Annotated in this window: 15 protein-coding genes; 2 read left to right on the top strand and 13 right to left on the bottom strand. The window is 67.6% G+C overall.

The features are described from left to right. Positions 1-16: 16 nt before the first annotated feature. Positions 17-1063 (bottom strand): IS481 family transposase, encoded by a 1047-nt coding sequence (locus tag FVA80_RS16610; protein WP_187193384.1) that lies wholly within the window; start codon positions 1061-1063, stop codon positions 17-19. Between the two features lie 335 nt (positions 1064-1398). Here FVA80_RS16610 and FVA80_RS16605 point away from each other — a divergent pair, with 335 nt between their 5' ends. Together FVA80_RS16605 and FVA80_RS31960 are read left to right on the top strand one after the other, a co-directional pair. Further along, on the top strand, positions 1399-1764 hold the full coding sequence (locus FVA80_RS16605; protein ID WP_147908143.1) for a cytochrome c family protein: 366 nt from the start codon (positions 1399-1401) through the stop codon (positions 1762-1764). Between the two features lie 291 nt (positions 1765-2055). Further along, positions 2056-2190 carry a hypothetical protein gene (locus FVA80_RS31960; RefSeq protein WP_281408649.1) on the top strand — a complete coding sequence of 45 codons (135 nt, stop codon included), beginning with the start codon at positions 2056-2058 and terminating at the stop codon, positions 2188-2190. A 617-nt stretch (positions 2191-2807) separates the two neighbouring features. Here FVA80_RS31960 and FVA80_RS16595 read toward each other — a convergent pair. The 12 genes from FVA80_RS16595 to FVA80_RS16540 all read right to left on the bottom strand — a co-directional run bounded on the left by FVA80_RS16595 (position 2808) and on the right by FVA80_RS16540 (position 16113). Next, positions 2808-3140: a hypothetical protein gene (locus FVA80_RS16595; protein WP_147908141.1), complete on the bottom strand. Its 333-nt coding sequence runs from the start codon at positions 3138-3140 to the stop codon at positions 2808-2810. A 318-nt stretch (positions 3141-3458) separates the two neighbouring features. Further along, on the bottom strand, positions 3459-4445 hold the full coding sequence (locus FVA80_RS16590) for an ABC transporter substrate-binding protein (RefSeq protein ID WP_147908140.1): 987 nt from the start codon (positions 4443-4445) through the stop codon (positions 3459-3461). A gap of 145 nt (positions 4446-4590) precedes the next feature. Further along, positions 4591-5856 carry an adenylate/guanylate cyclase domain-containing protein gene (locus FVA80_RS16585; protein ID WP_147908139.1) on the bottom strand — a complete coding sequence of 422 codons (1266 nt, stop codon included), beginning with the start codon at positions 5854-5856 and terminating at the stop codon, positions 4591-4593. Next, positions 5853-6251 carry a response regulator gene (locus FVA80_RS16580; RefSeq protein WP_147908138.1) on the bottom strand — a complete coding sequence of 133 codons (399 nt, stop codon included), beginning with the start codon at positions 6249-6251 and terminating at the stop codon, positions 5853-5855. Before FVA80_RS16580 ends, FVA80_RS16585 begins: the two co-directional genes overlap by 4 nt. Further along, entirely contained in the window at positions 6248-8287 is a 2040-nt protein-coding gene (locus FVA80_RS16575) for an ATP-binding protein (protein ID WP_147908137.1), read from the bottom strand. Before FVA80_RS16575 ends, FVA80_RS16580 begins: the two co-directional genes overlap by 4 nt. Next, entirely contained in the window at positions 8284-9177 is an 894-nt protein-coding gene (locus tag FVA80_RS16570) for an ABC transporter substrate-binding protein (protein WP_246691984.1), read from the bottom strand. Before FVA80_RS16570 ends, FVA80_RS16575 begins: the two co-directional genes overlap by 4 nt. Before the next feature lie 202 nt (positions 9178-9379). Then, positions 9380-11692: a TonB-dependent receptor gene (locus tag FVA80_RS16565; RefSeq protein WP_147908135.1), complete on the bottom strand. Its 2313-nt coding sequence runs from the start codon at positions 11690-11692 to the stop codon at positions 9380-9382. Positions 11693-11757: 65 nt separating this feature from the next. Continuing rightward, entirely contained in the window at positions 11758-12150 is a 393-nt protein-coding gene (locus tag FVA80_RS16560; protein ID WP_147908134.1) for a DUF2946 family protein, read from the bottom strand. 25 nt (positions 12151-12175) lie between these two features. Then, positions 12176-13558: a PepSY domain-containing protein gene (locus FVA80_RS16555; protein WP_147908133.1), complete on the bottom strand. Its 1383-nt coding sequence runs from the start codon at positions 13556-13558 to the stop codon at positions 12176-12178. Between the two features lie 39 nt (positions 13559-13597). After that, positions 13598-13990: a hypothetical protein gene (locus FVA80_RS16550; RefSeq protein WP_246691983.1), complete on the bottom strand. Its 393-nt coding sequence runs from the start codon at positions 13988-13990 to the stop codon at positions 13598-13600. A 54-nt stretch (positions 13991-14044) separates the two neighbouring features. Further along, a complete protein-coding gene (gene dxr, locus FVA80_RS16545) occupies positions 14045-15223 on the bottom strand; it encodes a 1-deoxy-D-xylulose-5-phosphate reductoisomerase (protein WP_147908132.1) in 1179 nt (392 codons plus the stop codon). Between the two features lie 32 nt (positions 15224-15255). Then, positions 15256-16113, bottom strand: coding sequence for a phosphatidate cytidylyltransferase (locus tag FVA80_RS16540; protein WP_147908131.1), 858 nt, complete (start codon positions 16111-16113; stop codon positions 15256-15258).

The following is a 16113-nucleotide window of genomic DNA, read 5'->3' as shown; positions in this document are numbered from 1 at the left end:
GTGCTCGCACTTTGAGTCAGACTGGTGCGGCACCGGCGCAATCTTCTACACCGTTGGGGTAGATGTTTGCTCCCGGCATGTGGTGTGACGGATCGAGCCTGAAGCGTCCGGGCTCTTTCGTCCAGGTCGGGCAGATAAGTTCGTAGGGGGTGAGGCTTCGCAGGGTCTTCAGCCGATGACCGTAGTTGTAGGCCTCCACGAACAGTTGCAGGTGGCGGCGCAGCTCGTCGTTGTCGGTGTAATGGTAGCGCTTGACCGTGGCGTCCTTGATGGTGCGGTTCATCCGCTCGACCTGGCCGTTCGTCCACGGGCAGCGTGGTTTGGTCAGGCGATGCTCGATCTTGCTCTGCTCGCAGGCCCATTCGAACGAATGCCAGCGGTACAGGCGCGGCCCGTCCTGGGTCGCCCAGTAGGCGGCCGCCTTCGCTTCGGCCTCCGCGTTCACCGGCTTGTTGTCGGTGAACTGAATGCCGTTGTCGGTCAGGACCGTGTGGATCGTGTAGGGCACGGCCGCGACCAGATCGCGTGGAAAGGCCGCTGCGATCCGCTGAGTTGCCTTCTCGTGAAATTGAACGAAGGCAAATTTGCTCGTGCGGTCGATGGCAACGAACAGGTGGAGCTTGCCTTGTTCGGTGCTGACCTGTGCGATGTCGATGTGAAAGTAGCCGATCGGGTAGGCTTTGGCGCGCGAACGCTTGGGCTTGTCGCCGTCTATTTCCGGCAGTCGACTGATGCCGTGACGCTGGAGACAGCGGTGCAGACTTGAGCGGGTCAGGTGCGGAATGCTGGCCTGAAGCGCGTAGAGGCAGTCATCCAGTGGCAGCAGGGTATGCCGGCGAAAGGCAACGATGACCGCTTCGTGCTCCAGGCTCAGCACCGTGGAATGAGGCTCCTTCGGTCCCATCCGCGCATCGGTGCAGGACGGACGCGACCGCCACTTCTGCACGGTGGTCGGGCTGATCCCAGAGTGCTTCGCGGCGGCTCTCACGCTCTCTTTACGAGCTTGGATTGCCCGACGGACCGTCTCTGTCGTTGTGGCGCTGCCGTGGAGAATCTGTCCCACAGCGCGTCCCTCGATGTGGCACCAGATGTATCACTACACGGCGGGACCAAACATCTAGGAAGGGCGCGAGCGAGCGCTCGCGCTGAACCTATTGAGCGAGCCGCACCACCTCGCCAGCCGGTTGGGTGCCGGATAGCGGGTTGTCGACCGATGTTGCGGCCTCTGACAGCAGGTTTCCTGCACACCTCCGGAATGAGTTTTCTGCATCTCGGCTTTGAATAATTTTAATCGGCGTTCCAGCCGAGCGCCGGATTAAGCGGCTTGAGCGGACGTCAACACCTCACTGCGCCAGGCTTCGCATCGCCATCCGTCCCGCCTGGCCGAAGAGGAAATCCATGCGTTCTTTCGTTCTCGGCGCTGTTCTCGCCGCCCTGATCCCGCTTTCGGCCCAGGCCCAGGAGACTGGTGACGCGGCTGCCGGCGAGAAGGCGTTCGCCCCCTGCAAGGCGTGCCACAACTTCCAGAAGAACGGGGTGGGTCCGGATCTCAAGGGCGTGGTCGGGCGCAAGGCCGGCACCTACGAGGGCTACAATTACTCTGCCGCGCTGAAGAATTCCGGCCTCACCTGGGACGAGGCCAACCTTCACGAGTGGCTGAAGAACCCGAAGGCAAAGGTTCCCGGCAACAAGATGATCTTCCAGGGCTTCACCGACGACAAAAAGATCAACGACGTGATCGCCTACCTGAAGGCCCAGTCCTGAGGAGGCTCTCGATCGAAGGATCGAGCGCCTCAGCACAGATGAGCTATTCCGTGTCATTGAGGTCGGAATAATCCCTGGTGATCACAAAAAATTTGTGGCAAATATTTCGTTCGGGTAGTCATCAGGATAGATTTACTTCGGTGACTGGTATTGCTATCGTTTGATCGGTCGCCGGCGTAACGCACCGAGCGTCATTTTCCTTGAGCCCCGCCGGCATCTGCCGCGCGGGGTTTTTCTTGCTCTCGAATCTTTGGCGCACCGCGTCGGCGACCGAGATCGCAGAAGTCCAACTTGTCGCGACAGCGGATGACCCTGGCGGTCCTGGCCGTCGCGCGTCACCTGATGCTAGCGAAGGCCCAGCGCTTGATGGACCAGAACGACTGTCCGAAACCCTTCGAGAACCACGGCACCGTCTATCTGATCTGAGGCGGCTTGGCCTTAGAGGCTCCGACCTGTCGGACCCGCTCCGGATGCAAATTTGGGTGGAACCGCCCGACGCATGGTTGCAGGTTTACTGCGCGTTCTGCTTGTTGCGCCGGCTTTTGAACCGTTGGGCGTGTGAGTGCGTTCCCAAAGACTTCGGTCAATCAGGATAAACGATGCCCATTCGCGTTCTCACGGCTGCGGCCGTCGCCAGCCTCTTCCTTGCCGGGCAAGCGTCTGCACAGGCCCCTGCCACCGCGCCCGCGGCCCCTGGAACGCCGGGCGTCGTGGCGCCGCAGAACAGCACCACCGGCGGCAACGCCGCCGTGACGGCATCGCCTACAGGTCAGCCGGCCGATACGCGGTCCAACAGCTCCTCGTCCGCCGGAAATGCCAACCAGCCCGAGCGCGCCGTACCCCAGGGCGGCGGCGGTGGCGGAAGCAGCAAGTAACGATCGAGCCTCTTCGGGCTGCGTCGTTCAGCATGTTGAATGGCGCGCCGATCAAGATGGCCTCGGATCCCGCAGTGACGCGGAGGTCCGGGGCCAGCAGTTCGCCCCAAGAAAAGGGGCCGCGTTTTATATCGGCCGGCTTATGAGCCGCAGCGCGTTTGCTGCCAATCAGCAGCTGAGACGGCGGCCTTCGGCCATTCCGATCTTCCGGTAGTGATACAGACCGGACTTTACCTGCCCGCTGATGACCGCACGGCGGACGTCCGGATTGCAGCGCAGATACTCCATCTCGTCGAACGCATAATCGCCTCGTCCGCCGCGGGGTGCACGATCATAATCCCGCCCGTAATCACGGCGGTCCCGCGAATCGTAGTCCCGTTCGCGACGGTCATAGTCGCCGCGGTCGTAGCCGTAATCTCGGCCGCCATAGGGTTGGGCCAAGGCCGGGGCCACGGCGCTGAGGAGCGCCAGACCCAAAACGGTCGCTGAAATCGCCTTCATGCGGACTTCCTTATCGGTACGAAGCAAGAACGAGTTTAGGGAAATGTGGTTCGACGCCGGAGTTGCAGTCGCTGTCTCTACGTCAGTCGTCATGTTCGTGGTCGGACTTGCAGGACAAAGCGGCGTACCGGAATAATCTCTCATGTGCGCGGGTTCCGTCCAGGACAAAGAGCTGGAGGAGAACCACGAGACCGGTTCGTGCCGTTCACGAATGCGCGGCGTTCTGCATGGTTGGAGGCGCCTGCGGACATCGTGTCGATCATCGCGGTGTCGCGCGGTTAAGTGCGCGCCAGGTGCCGCCCGAAACCACCATCTGTGCTAATCAATCACCTCGTCGGCCGTCGCGAGGAGCGACGGCGTGATCGTCAAGTCGAGGGACGCGGCGGTTTTCAGGTTGATCAGGGTCATGAAGCGCTCGCTCGCCTGCACCGGCAGGTCGCCGACGGACGCCCCGCGCAGGATCCGGTCGATGTAGCCGGCGGCCTGCTGGACGTCCCGGGCCACACTGGTCGTGTAGGCCGCGAGCCCGCCCATGCGGACCTGGGCCGCGTAGGCGTAGACCGCAGGCATGCGATGCCGGGCGGTCAAGTCGATGATCTGCCGGCTGTAGACTCCGGTGATCGCATCCGGCAGCACGATCAGACCGCCATGAGGTTCCTCGGCGAAGGTGGTGATCGCCCGCTCGATTTCGGCCGCGTCGTGGACGCCGCTGGCCTCGGCCTGGATGTGAAGTTCCGGGCCGATCCGGGCGAGTTCGGCACTGTAGCCGGCAAACCGCGTGCGGTAATCCGGATTGATGATGGCGCGCGCCCGCGTCACGCCGGGGCTGAGTTCCTTGAGGAGCTGCAACCACTTTCCGACGAATGTGTAGTCGAAATTTGTGAACCCGGTCAGGTTGCCGCCGGGCCGCGACAGGCTGGCAACCAGGCCGCCGCCGACCGGATCCTGCGCTTGGATGAACACCACCGGTGTGGTCGTGGTCGCCTGCTGAAGGGCCGTCGTCCCGACGACACCTTGCGCGAAGACCAGATCGGGCTTGGCCGCCAGGATCTCGTCGGCCTGCCGGCGCATCTTCGCGCTGTCGCCGTCGCCGTACCGCAGGTCCACGGCGAGGTTCTGGCCCCAGGTCCAGCCGAGCTTCTGCAGGCTGTCCTTGAGCGTGCCGACAATGATCGACACATCCGGATGACCCTCGTCGTAGACCAGGAGGACACCGAGACGGCGCCGAGCCGAAGTCTGGCCGCATCCGGCCGCGGGCCAGGCGATGGCGCCTCCGAGGCCCACCAGGACGTCGCGTCGCCTCATGCGCGTATTCCCGGAGAACTCCGGCTGAGGCAGTCGCGCGGTCGGCCGATCGAAGGACGCGCCATCCCGCCTGCTGCTAGATTGACAGAGAACCGTGTTTCGCGTGTCGGCCATCGCGGACTGCGGGTCGAGGGCATGATCGGGCTCAACGGACTTCGATGCGCGTTCCGGACGCGCCGTTGAGCAGGCGCTTGAGATGGAACGCCGACAGGGCATCGTCGGGCCGAAGCCCGATCAAGGCTGCGAAAGCCGGCATGGCGCCGGCCTCACCCGCCTCCAGCTTGGCGAAGGCATCGAGATAACGGTCCAGCATCGCCGCGTCGTACTCAGCCTCGGTCAACGGCTCGAACGCACGCAGCGCCCCCTGCTTGCCGCGCAGGACGAGATCGCCGACCGGGCGCCCGCGGAACTGCTCCGTCCGGATCACCACGCTCTGGCTGACGCAGATCCGCGTGCCGAAAGCCTTGTTGGCGTTCTCGAGACGTGCGGACGTGTTGATGGTGTCGCCGTAGGCCGTGTAGTCGAAATACCGGCCCCCCCCGAAATTGCCCACGATGGCCGGCCCGGCATGAACGCCGATCCGGGTCGCGCCGATCTCGATCCCCCGGTCCCGCCAGCGGGCCCGGAAAGCCTCGGAGGCGGTGTCGAGGGTGAGCGCGCAGGCGACCGCCCGCGCGGCATGGTCCGGTTGGTCGCCGGGGGCCCCGAAGAGGACGTGGATGGCATCCCCGACGATCTTAGCGACCGTGCCCTCGTGCGCGAACACGAGATCGGTCATCTCGGCGAAGTAACCGTTCAGGATTTCGGCGAGCTGGGTCGGGTCCAGGCTCTCGACCAAACTGGTGAACCCGGCGATGTCGGTGAACAGCGAGGCCACCTCGCGCCGCGCGCCGCCGAGTTCCAGGCCCGACGCGTCGCCGGCCAGGCGTTCGGCGAGATTGGGCGAAAAGTAGCGCGCCAGGGAGGCGTGCGCGCGCTCGGCCAGCATCTGTCTCCGGCGACCCTCGCGCAGTGTCCCGACGTGCCGGAGCGTCCGCGCGATGGTGGTCTCGAAATCGGTGAAATCGATCGGCTTCGTGAGGAAGTCGAACGCCCCGCGATTCATGGCGGTGCGGATGTTGGCCATATCGCCGTAGGCCGAGACGATGATCGTCGAGGGCTTGTCGTCGGATTCCTGCAGCTTGGCGAGCAGCGTCAGCCCGTCCATCCCCGGCATGTTGATGTCGGATACGACCATGTCGACGTCGCAGTTCTCGGCCAGCAGGTTGAGGGCCTCGTTGCCGTCATGCGCGAACAGGAATCCGACCTGGCCGTCGCGGATCTGACGGCGGAACTTCTGGGTGATCAGCGCCTCGAGATCCGGCTCGTCGTCGACGACCAGGATCTTTGCCGGCGGTGCCTCGGCGATCATGCCGTCCCCGCGATGGAGGCCAGGCGACGGTCGATCTCACCCCGCAGCAGGTCGAAGTCGATCGGCTTGGTGATCAGATCCACCGCGCCGCCCGCCAGGACCTTCTCGCGCGTCTCCGCGTCGCCGTAGGCCGTGATCATGATCACCGGGACGTTGGGGCGTGCGGCCCGAACGAGCGGGAGGAGCTCCAGCCCGGTCATGCCCGGCATGTTGATGTCGGAGAACATCAGGATCAGGCTGGCTCCGTCCGCGGCTTTCACGCAGGCCAGGGCCTCGGGAGCCGAATGCGCGAATTCCATAGCGAAACGCCCGGCGCGCAACTCGCGGCGAAACTGCTGCCGGAACAGGTCGGTGACATCGGGCTCATCGTCCACGACGAGGATGATGACGTTCATGGCTCGCTCTTTTCCGCGGCGACGATCAGCTGCGCGGCCTTTGCGCCGTCGCGCGGCAGCGTGATCGTGAATTCGGTGAACTGGCCGGCCTCGGTGGCCAAGTCGATGGCCCCGCCATGCTGCTTCACCAGGATGTCGTGGCTCAGGGACAGGCCGAGGCCCGTACCTTCTCCGGCCGGCTTGGTCGTGAAGAACGGATCGAACATCTTGGCCTTGACGCTGTCCGGGATGCCGGTGCCGTTGTCGCGCACACGGATTTCGACGCTCTCGCCCAGATCGCGGGTCGTCACCGACAGGGAAGGCTCGTAACCCGGCCCGGTTTCCACGGTCTTGCGCTTCTCGGTGGCGTAGAATCCGTTCGACATCAGGTTCAAGAGGACGCGGGTCAATTCCTGCGGGTAAACATCCGCGGCGCCGGCCGCCGGATCGAGATTGCGGTTCAGGGTGATGTTGAAGTCCGGCTGGGCCGCGCGGGCGCCGTGATAGGCGAGGTTCAGGCTCTCTTCGACCAGGGCGTTGATGTCGACCATGCGGTGCTCGCCGGACCCGGAACGGGAGTGCAGCAGCATGTTCTTGATGATTGAATCGGCGCGCTTGCCGTGCTGCACGACCTTTCCGAGGTTGCCCTTGAGCAGATCGGCGATCTCGTCGACCTCCTCGCGGATCTTCGGATCGAGCGCGGCGGGCTGAAGCGCCTCCTGCAGTTCCTCGACAAGTTCGGAGGACAGGGACGCGAAATTGTTCACGAAGTTCAGGGGGTTCTTGATCTCGTGGGCGATCCCCGCGGTGAGCTGCCCCAAAGAGGCGAGCTTCTCGGACTGGACCAGCCGGTCCTGCGCCTTGTGAAGATCGTCGAGGGACTTGTTGAGGTCGTGGGTCCGCTCCTCGACCTTGGCTTCCAGGGTCTCGTAGGATTCCTGGACGCGGCTCGCCATCAGGTTGAACCGGTCGGCCAGGGTCTCGATCTCGTCGCCGGTGCGGATCACGATGCGCTCCGACAGGTCACCGGATCCGAAGCGTTCCGCGCCGTCCTCGAGCTGGCGGATCGGCACGACCAGGCGGTGGGCGAGGAAGGTCCCGGCGACCGTCGCAAGCATCACGCCGAGACCCATCAGGGCTAGGGTCTGGACCACTGAGGCGTAGAGCGGCGCCATCGCCTCGCTCAGCGGCACCTGCACGAACACGATCCAGTCGACCCGCGGGATGGCGGCATGGGCCGCCAGCACCGAGCCACCGTCGAACGCGGTGGCGATCCCGTAATCCGTCGTGTCCGGATTGGCGCCGGTCCGGCGGGCCGCCAGGGCGGTCGCGACCTCCGGCAGGGTGGAGAGGTCCGTGTCCCGCAGGACGAGGCTCAGATCCGGGTGCGCGATCAGCCGCCCGCTGGCTGTCACCACGAAGGCGTAGCCGCCCGCGCCGTTGTGGATGCTGCTGACCACGTCCCAGATCAGCTTCAGGTTGACCTCGGCCACGGTGACGCCGGGGTTGCGCCCGGTATGGGCGACCGAGACGGTCATGTACGGCTCGGATCCCCGCCGGAAATAGACCGGGCCGAACCAGACCTTCTCGGCGAGCGCTTGGATGAAGCGTGGCGCCGTCGAGAAATCCTTGCCGCTGCCGACGACGTCAGGTTCCAGGCGCGAGATCCGCAGCTGCTCCCTGCCGCTCGGATCGAGATAGGCGACCTCCGTGATCGCGGGCGCCTGCCGCAGCAGTCGGATGAAGTCGTAGCGCTGCTGTTCCGGAGTGATGCGGCGCCATTCGGCCCGGGTGGTCCAGCCGATTTGGCTCTCGATCTCGGAGATGAAGGATTCGACCCGCTCGGCAGCCGCGTGCGCCTTCTCGCGCTGAACCTCGATCGCGGTTCGTTTGGCGTCGCCGTAATTCAGCAGCAGGTCGACCACGCCGTTGATGAGCAGCACCAGGGTCACGAGGCCCACAAAGGCGACCGCGAACTTCGCCGCCAGCGGCAGGCGGAAGCGTCGGGCCCGGATCTCCAGGCCCGCAGGCGCAGGGACAGGGTCCACCCGCATCATTCGACGATCTCGTCCGCTTGGGCGAGCAGCGCCGACGAGATCTCCAGTCCCAGTGTCCGTGCCGTCTTCAGGTTCACGATGAAGTCGAACTTCGTCGGCGCCTGCACCGGCAGGGTCGCGGGCTTTTCGCCGTGGAGGATGCGATCCACGTAAGCTGCTGCGCGGCGCACGGCATCCGCCGGGTCGGGACCGTACGACATCAGGCCGCCGCGATGCGCGAAGCGCCGGATCGCGAATACCGCCGGGACGCGATGCTGAGCCGTCAGAGCGACGATGCGGTCACCGTTGGCCTCGCTGAACGTCCCCGGGGCCACGATCAGCCCGGCCTCGCCCCGGCGCCCCAGATCCGCGACGAGCGGCTCGATCGCGTCGGCATGGCTGACCATGACGACATCCGTCTCGATGCCGAGGGAGGCCGCCGCCGTCCGGAGCGCCTCGGAATAGAAGTTGCCGCGCCGGATTTCCGTGTTGGCATTGGACAAGAGCACGACGTGTCTGATCGTCGGCAGCGCTTCCTTGAGGGCCGCCAGCCATTTCCCGGCCAGGGACGCCTCGTACAGGGTGAAGCCGGTGACGTTGCCGCCCGGTCTCTGAAGGCTGGCGACGTATCCGGACCCGACCGGGTCGGAGGCACCGACGAAGATGATCGGAATCGTTCGGGTCAGGGACGACACGGCGGAGAGCTGCGCGTTCAGGAACGCGAAGATCACGCGCGGCTCCGACTTCACGATCTCGGCCGCCAACGCGCGGGTATGCTCCACATCCGCCCCACCCCAGCGGTCCTCGACGCGCAAGTCCGCGCGGCCGTGATCGCGCAGGGCCGCCCGGAACAGGGCCGAGAGGGTGCGGCCCTCGGTGCCGCCGTCCGCGAACGGCCAGAGCGCCGTCACCCGGGCTTGCTCCTCGGCCGGTGCAGCCAGCGGCCATCCCGCAGCGGCCCACGACAACCCGGCAAGGACGCTGCGCCGCCTCATCCGATCACCGCGCCGGTGCTTCCGCCATCGCGACCCAATCCCTGATTCCCCCGACGCCCGATCGAGAACTTATGGCACGCATGGCCGCGCCACCAAGGCCGAGCGGTGGACGCAGTTATCAGAATGCCAGCCGCATCCCCCCGACGATGTTGCGTGGCGCACCTGCGAACACGGACCCCGTGGTGGTCGCCAGCACGGCGGCGCCGTTCTGGAGGCCGGTCGTGCCGCTAAGTGAATTGGCGATCGTCTGGGCCGATGCGGCGTAGGTCGTGTCGAACAGGTTGCGCACCTCCAGGTAGAGGTTCAGCCGCTTCGCGTAGCCGCCGGTCAGCTCCGTCGCATAGTGCACGTTGGCGTTGACGATCGCGAAGCCGGGTGCCTTCAGCTGGTTGGCGTTGTCGATGTAGAAATCGCCCTGCACCACCGTCTCGACGAACGCCCCGAGCCCGGCCAGCGGCCCCGCCGGCACGTCGTAGCCGACCCGGGCCAGGAGCTGGTGGGCCGGCACGCCGGGGATCTGGTTGCCCGCCCGGTCGAACCGGCGCGTGAAGCTGCCGGCACTCAGCTGCTCGGTGTAGCGCGTGTAGATCTGGTCATCGAACGTGTAGGCCAGGACCCCACGCCAGCCCGGCGCGAAGGCCCAGTCGGCCCCGACCTCGAGGCCCCGATGCTCTGAGGCCGGCGCGTTGAACGTGTAGGACAACAGGCCAGCGCCCGGCGATTGCGAGACCAGCTCGTTGCGGAAGAACTCGTAGAAGCCGGTCACGCTGAAACGCAACGTCTCGGTCGGGCTCCAATCCGCCCCGAGGTCGAAGCCGAGATTCTCTTGGGTCTGAAGCTGGGTGTTGTTGCCCGGCAGGCCGGCCGATGTGACGAACAGGTTGCTGGCGGCCGGCGTGGTGTACCCGGTGGCGACCCGGCCCCGGAGCGCCCAGGTCTCGTCCGGCCGGTAGACCAGCGCGATCTCGGGGGCGACGTTCAGGAAATTGCGGTCGGCATCCGCCACCGTCCGGGTCGCTCCCCCGGCGGTGTAGCTGTAGGCGAGGTTGCGGCCGGTGATGGCTGTGCCCTCGGCGCTGATCCCGAGCACGCCGGTCCACCGGTCAGACAGGGCGAGCTCCAGCCGCGCCCGCCCGCCGAGATTCGACTGCACCGCGTCCTGGACGCCGATCAGCGCCCCGAGCCTCGGGCCGCCATAGGGCGCCCGGTTGTAGGTCGTGCTGTGGTTGTCGATCGTGTTGTAGGCGAGCGCGACGTAGCCCACCGCCGGCAGGCCGAACAGGTCGCCGCGCCGCGTCAGGTCGGTCAGGAAGTTCCAGGCCGGGAACGAGCCGCGGCCCGAGGTCGTGTAGAACGGCTGGTTGAAGTTGCGTTCGTCGAAGCCGAGCTGCGTGCGCCAGGTGGTGAACGCGTCGATGTCGTGCTCCCAGCGTGCCGCCACGACCGTGCGCCGGTCCTTGCGGCCGAACGCGCCCTCGTCGGCGGTGACCGGCACGGTCGCACCGAATGCTCCGTTGCGGAACAGGCTGAAGGTCGTGCAGCCCGGGGCAGCGATCGCGGCCGCCGCGCAGCCGCGTTGGTACGGATTGATCCGGTACTGCGCCAGGGAGGAGCGGGCCGCGAGATTCGTGTCGAGGTTGTTGTTGATGACCTTCAGGGTGAAGCGGTTGTCCGGCGTCGGCGTGTAGCTGGCGAGCAGGTTGATGGTCTGCGTGTTGAAGCTCGAATGATCCTGATACCCGTTGGCGCGGACGTCGCTGGCGAACAGACTGATCTCGAACGGCCCGCTGGCCTTGCCGACGGTGAAGTAGGTGTTCAGGTAGCCGAAGCTGCCCGCGTCGGTGCCGATCTCGTAGCCGTCGATCTCGCGGCCGGTGCGGGTGCGGAACGCGATGGCGCCGCCCGTGGCATAGTTGCCGAACAGGGGCGATTGCGGTCCGCGGAACACGTCGATGCGGCTGTAGGCCCGCGGGTCGGTCAAGTCGAAGCGGGACGCGCCATCGGGCTGAGTGAGGATGAAGCCGTCCTCCAGCACCACCGTATTCTTGATCACCCCGGTGGACCGGGCATTGTTTCCCCGGATCGAGATGATCACGTCGCGCCCGCCATTGCCCTGGCGGACGGTGACGCCCGGGCTGTTGGCGAGCACCGAACCGATGCTGGTCGCGGGGCGATCGGCGATAGTGTTTTCGCGGCCGATCCCGGTGACCACCTGGCCGACCGGGTGCTCGATGACCGACGGGGCCGAGCCGGGAGGGGCGGCGATGCCGAAGGGTGACGCGATGGCGGTCCGCCCGGAGCCGGGATTGGCCGCACCCTCTACGGAGAGTTCGTCGAGCGTGACGGATTGCTGCGCCGAGGCGGGGAGGGCGCCGCCGCCGAACAGCAGGGCCAACGCGCCGAACCGCGCGGCATTCTGGTGGATCAACATCCTGAATTCTCGTCTGATCGATCTGGGGACCGGACGGCACAGTCGCCGCACGGGAGCGCACGTGATCAGGCGATGAGGGGCGGCGCCCGGGGTTGGCCGGTGATGCGCTGTGGCGCGTCCGGCCGCGATGGGGGCGGGATCGGCCACGCCACCGCGATCCAGCGCAGCGGCCGGGCGACGGTGGGGCTGCCCGTAAGGGGCGGGGGGACGATCCCGGCGCGACACAGCCGACAGACCTCACAGGCCGGGGGCGCGACCGGTTGCTCCACGGTGGCGCTGATCGCGTCGTCTCCCGCCGGGTGACCGCACAGGATCGCCCCGGGCAGCATCCCGGGTGCGGTCAACGCCATCCGCAGAGCGGCCATCGGGGCGAGCGCCTGCACCCAGAGGGCGAGCAGGATCAGCCCGGCTCCGAGGAATCGGGTACGCGTCCCAGGATGCGCGAAATCGGTCGTCACGGGCGTCGAGCCCGTCAGTCTGGAGTCAGGCGGTCCTACGCCGGTGGGCGACCTGAACGGCGCAGTCGATCGTGAGCATGCCCAGGATCGCGAGTCCGGTCAGGGGAAACAGCACGCCGAGCCCGGCGATCACCAGGGCGACGGTCGCCACCACCCGCCGGTCCCGCGGCCAGGGCGGCACACCGAGTCCGCCGGCTGGGCGCCGCTTCCACCACATCGTGGCGGCGGTGACGGCGAGCAGGATCGTGGCAAGGCAGAACGCCAGCATGGCGAACTGGTTGATCCGGCCCCAATGCTCTCCCTTGTGGATGCCGATCCCATACTGGATCGCGCGCGCGACCGAGCCGAGGTCGGCAAAGTGGACGTCGACCAAAGGTGCGCCGGTGTACTGATCGAGGGAGATCATCCGTTGCTGTGCGACGTCGTGCGGGTAGACGGCGGCCGCGTAGACCCCGTCGACTCCGACCGGGAGCGCGAGTTCGTAGCCCCGCTCCATCCCGAGCCGCGTGAGAATGTCCGCCGCCTGATCGATCCCGATCGGTTCAGCCGTCCGCCCAGCCGGCAGCGAGCGCGGCACCGGCGCATCCTGCAAGGTCCAGCCCGCATCCGGCAGCCGCGCGCGCAGCGGCACTCTCGAGACCGGTTTGCCGGCCCACAGGATCGCCGGCTGGCCAAGGCCTGCGGCGTTCGACCAGGTCCGGAGCTGCTGCCCCCACCAGATCGACCAGGGTAATCCGGTGATCGCCAGGAACAGCAGGCCGCTGCCAGCCACGAGCCCGGTCACCGCGTGTAGGTCGCGCCACCAGACCCGGCGGCGCGGCGTACCCCGCAGGCTGACGATGCCGCCGCCCTGGCCGCGCGGCCACCACAGGTACAGGCCGGTGACGACCAGGATGATGGCGAAGCCCGCCACAACTTCGATCACCGCGTTGGCCAAGGCGCCGAAATAGCTGAGGCTGTGCAGCTGCCGCACCACCATCATGAACTCGCCGTCGCGATCCACACGGTCGAGCACCGAGCCGGTATAGGGATCGAGGTAGACGAGGCGCTTGCGTCCCCCCTCGGACAGCGTGACCACCGCCGATGCGTCGGGTGCGGCCGGGTCCGCATAGGAGACCGGTACCCCATCCGGTTCGGCCTGCAGGGCGTTGAAGATCAGGCGGTCCGGCCCGAGCGGTGCCGTCGCCTGGACGGCCACGCGGGTCCGGTAGGCGAACAGGCTGCCGTTGATCTCGTCCTTGAACAGGTAGAGCGCCCCGGTGGCCGACAGGGTGATCAGGAACGGCAGGCACAGCAGGCCGGCGTAGAAGTGCCAGCGCCACACGGCACGATAGACGGCCTCGCGGGATGCGCGCAGAGCGGCGACGGCCCCGAACGCTGGGGCATCGCCGTGCAGAAGAATCGACATGGGAACGGTCCGGGCCTGAACGATCGGGAAGCGGGATCGTCAGGCGGCGGGCGGACCTCGGGCGGAGGTGGCGGTGCGCGGCGGGCCCGTCTTCGGGCGCTCGGCTTCCGGCTGCCAGGCGAGGCGCGAAGCCGGCGCGAACGGCCACGCGACCACCGCCGGCTCGGACACGGGCAGCGCGACGCTTCCGGCCTGCACGAGCGTGCAACACGGATGGGCGTGGTGCGCGACAGTTTCGTCGTCCGGCGCCCCCGACCCGTGCTCGGCGCACAGGACCGCACCGGGCAGCCCGACCGCGCGGGCCGGCGTCGCAAAGCCGAGGAAAGCCTGAAGCAACAGCGCGTAGAGCGCGACCATCCCGATGATCGCGCGGCCTTGAACCGTCTGGGGCAGGCACCGGCGCATGGCGTCGTTGTTAGGCGTCTCCGCCACCTGCCGTCAACGGGATGCCGGAAGCGCGGAAGCGGCTTCCCACGCGACGTTCGTTCAGCCGGCTGCGCGCAACTCCGGCAGCGCCTCGGCGCTCCAGACTCGGACATGGGCGTCGATAGCCAGCGCCTCGTCCACGTCGGCGGGTGCCGTGCGGTACGGGCCGGCGAAGTGTTCGCAGGCCCGCTCGACGATGTCGCTGATGCCGTAGAATCCGATCCGGCCGGCGATGAAGGCTGCCACCGCCACCTCGTTGGCCGCGTTCATCACGGTGGGCGCCGCACCGCCAGCGGCCAGCGCCGCCCGGGCGATGCGCAGGCACGGAAAGCGCTCCTCGTCGGCCGCCTCGAAGGTCAGCGCGCCGAGCTTCACGAGATCCAGGGGCCGGCCCCGGGCGATGGTCAGGCGGTCGCCGAGCCCGAGGCAATGCGAGATCGGCACGCGCATGTCGGGCAGGGCCAGCTCCGCGGTCACGGCGCCGTCGAGCCAGTAGACGAGGCCGTGGATCACCGATTGCGGGTGCACGACCACGTCCAGGCGCTCGGGCTCGATGCCGAACAGGTGGTGGGCCTCGATCAGCTCCAGACCCTTGTTCATCAGGCTGGCCGAATCGATGTTGATCTTCATGCCCATCGACCAGGTCGGATGGGCCGCGGCCTCGGTGGCGGAGGCGGCGGCGATCCGCTCGCGGGTCCAGGTCCGGAACGGGCCGCCGGACGCCGTGATCATCATGGTGCGGACATCCGCCAGCGGCCGGCCGGCGAGCGCCTGGCTCAGGGCGTCGTGCTCGGAATCCATCGGCAGGATCGTGGCGCCGTAGCGCGCGGCGTCGCGCATGAAGGCGTCGCCGGCACAGACCAGGCTCTCCTTGTTGGCGAGCGCGACCTTGCGGCCTAGCCGGAGCGCGGCGTGGGTCGATTTCAGACCGGCGGCGCCGCTCACCGCGGCGACCACGATGTCGGCGTCCCGGGCGGCGGCCTCCATCACCGCGCTCTCGCCGGCTCCGTTGGCGATGCCGCTGCCCGAGAGCGCCTCGGCCAGCGCCGGGCCGGCGGTCTCGTCGGCCAGCGCCGCGAAGGATGCGCCGAGCTCGCGCGCGACTTTGGCCAGCGCGATGGCGTCGCGACCGCCGACGACGGCGCCGGTGCGGAACCGGTCCGGATGCTGGGCGAGCAGGTCGGCGGTGGAGCAGCCGATCGAGCCGGTGGCGCCGAACACGGTGACGATCTGGGTCACGGGTGAAACTCCCTCATCGTCATGGAATAGCGTCATGGGATCAGGCCGCTCCCGCGCAGGGCGAGATAGAGCCCGGCCAGCACGGCGACTGCGAAAAACCCGTCGAGCCGGTCCATAACGCCGCCATGGCCCGGGATGATCTTGCTCGAATCCTTGACCCCGTAGCGGCGCTTCAGACCGGACTCCACAAGGTCGCCGGCCTGGCTCAGCACGGAGGCCAGGGCGCTCACCCCGGCGACCATCGGCAAGGAAGCGGCGCTCGGCAGTTCCAGACCGGCGAGGTCGGCGGCCATGGCCGCAAGCGAACCGGCCACGACGGCGCCGATCAGGCCGCCGATGGCGCCCGACCAGGTCTTGTTGGGCGAAACCCGGGGCATCAGCTTCGGGCCGCCGATCTTGCGGCCGGCGAAGTAGGCGGCGATGTCGGTGGACCAGACCACGGCGAACATCCAGGCCGGGCCAATGAGGCCGATCCCGGGATCGTCGCGCAGGGCCACGGGCACCGAGGCGATCGCGGCCGCCCCGAGTACGCCGGCGAGCGCACGCAGGCGGCCGGTGGCGGTGCGGGCCACCGTGGCGCAGGCCGCGGCCCCGAGGAGCAGGACGGCGATGCAGGCGAGGGCGGGTGCGCCGCCACGCTGGCACAGCAGGAGGGCGGCGAGCGTCGCCGCGCCGAGCGCGATCAGCACCTCGCGCGGCTCGGTGCGGCTCATCACCATCCACTCGGCGAAGCCGATGATGCCGGCAGCGAGCCAGATCCCGGCGAACGGCCAGCCGCCATAGACGAGGGCCGCCAGGATCGCGGGGGCGAGCACCACGCCCGAGGCGACGCGCAGCCAGAGTTCGCGCCGCCCGGAGGGGCGTGCGGCCGGTGGGGCGGTGGGGGTCAC

Origin of the sequence: Methylobacterium sp. WL1, assembly GCF_008000895.1 — a bacterium.
Taxonomy (GTDB): domain Bacteria; phylum Pseudomonadota; class Alphaproteobacteria; order Rhizobiales; family Beijerinckiaceae; genus Methylobacterium.
Note: the sequence above shows the minus strand (reverse complement) of the source record. Positions and strands in the feature narration are given on the sequence as shown.

Coding starts and splice junctions, on each gene's coding strand:
- FVA80_RS16605 (WP_147908143.1), top strand. CDS start 1,399: ATGCGTTCTTTCGTTCTCGGCGCTGTTCTCGCCGCCCTGATCCCGCTT.
- FVA80_RS16595 (WP_147908141.1), bottom strand. CDS start 3,140: ATGAAGGCGATTTCAGCGACCGTTTTGGGTCTGGCGCTCCTCAGCGCC.
- FVA80_RS16590 (WP_147908140.1), bottom strand. CDS start 4,445: ATGAGGCGACGCGACGTCCTGGTGGGCCTCGGAGGCGCCATCGCCTGG.
- FVA80_RS16585 (WP_147908139.1), bottom strand. CDS start 5,856: ATGATCGCCGAGGCACCGCCGGCAAAGATCCTGGTCGTCGACGACGAG.
- FVA80_RS16580 (WP_147908138.1), bottom strand. CDS start 6,251: ATGAACGTCATCATCCTCGTCGTGGACGATGAGCCCGATGTCACCGAC.
- FVA80_RS16575 (WP_147908137.1), bottom strand. CDS start 8,287: ATGATGCGGGTGGACCCTGTCCCTGCGCCTGCGGGCCTGGAGATCCGG.
- FVA80_RS16565 (WP_147908135.1), bottom strand. CDS start 11,692: ATGTTGATCCACCAGAATGCCGCGCGGTTCGGCGCGTTGGCCCTGCTG.
- FVA80_RS16555 (WP_147908133.1), bottom strand. CDS start 13,558: ATGTCGATTCTTCTGCACGGCGATGCCCCAGCGTTCGGGGCCGTCGCC.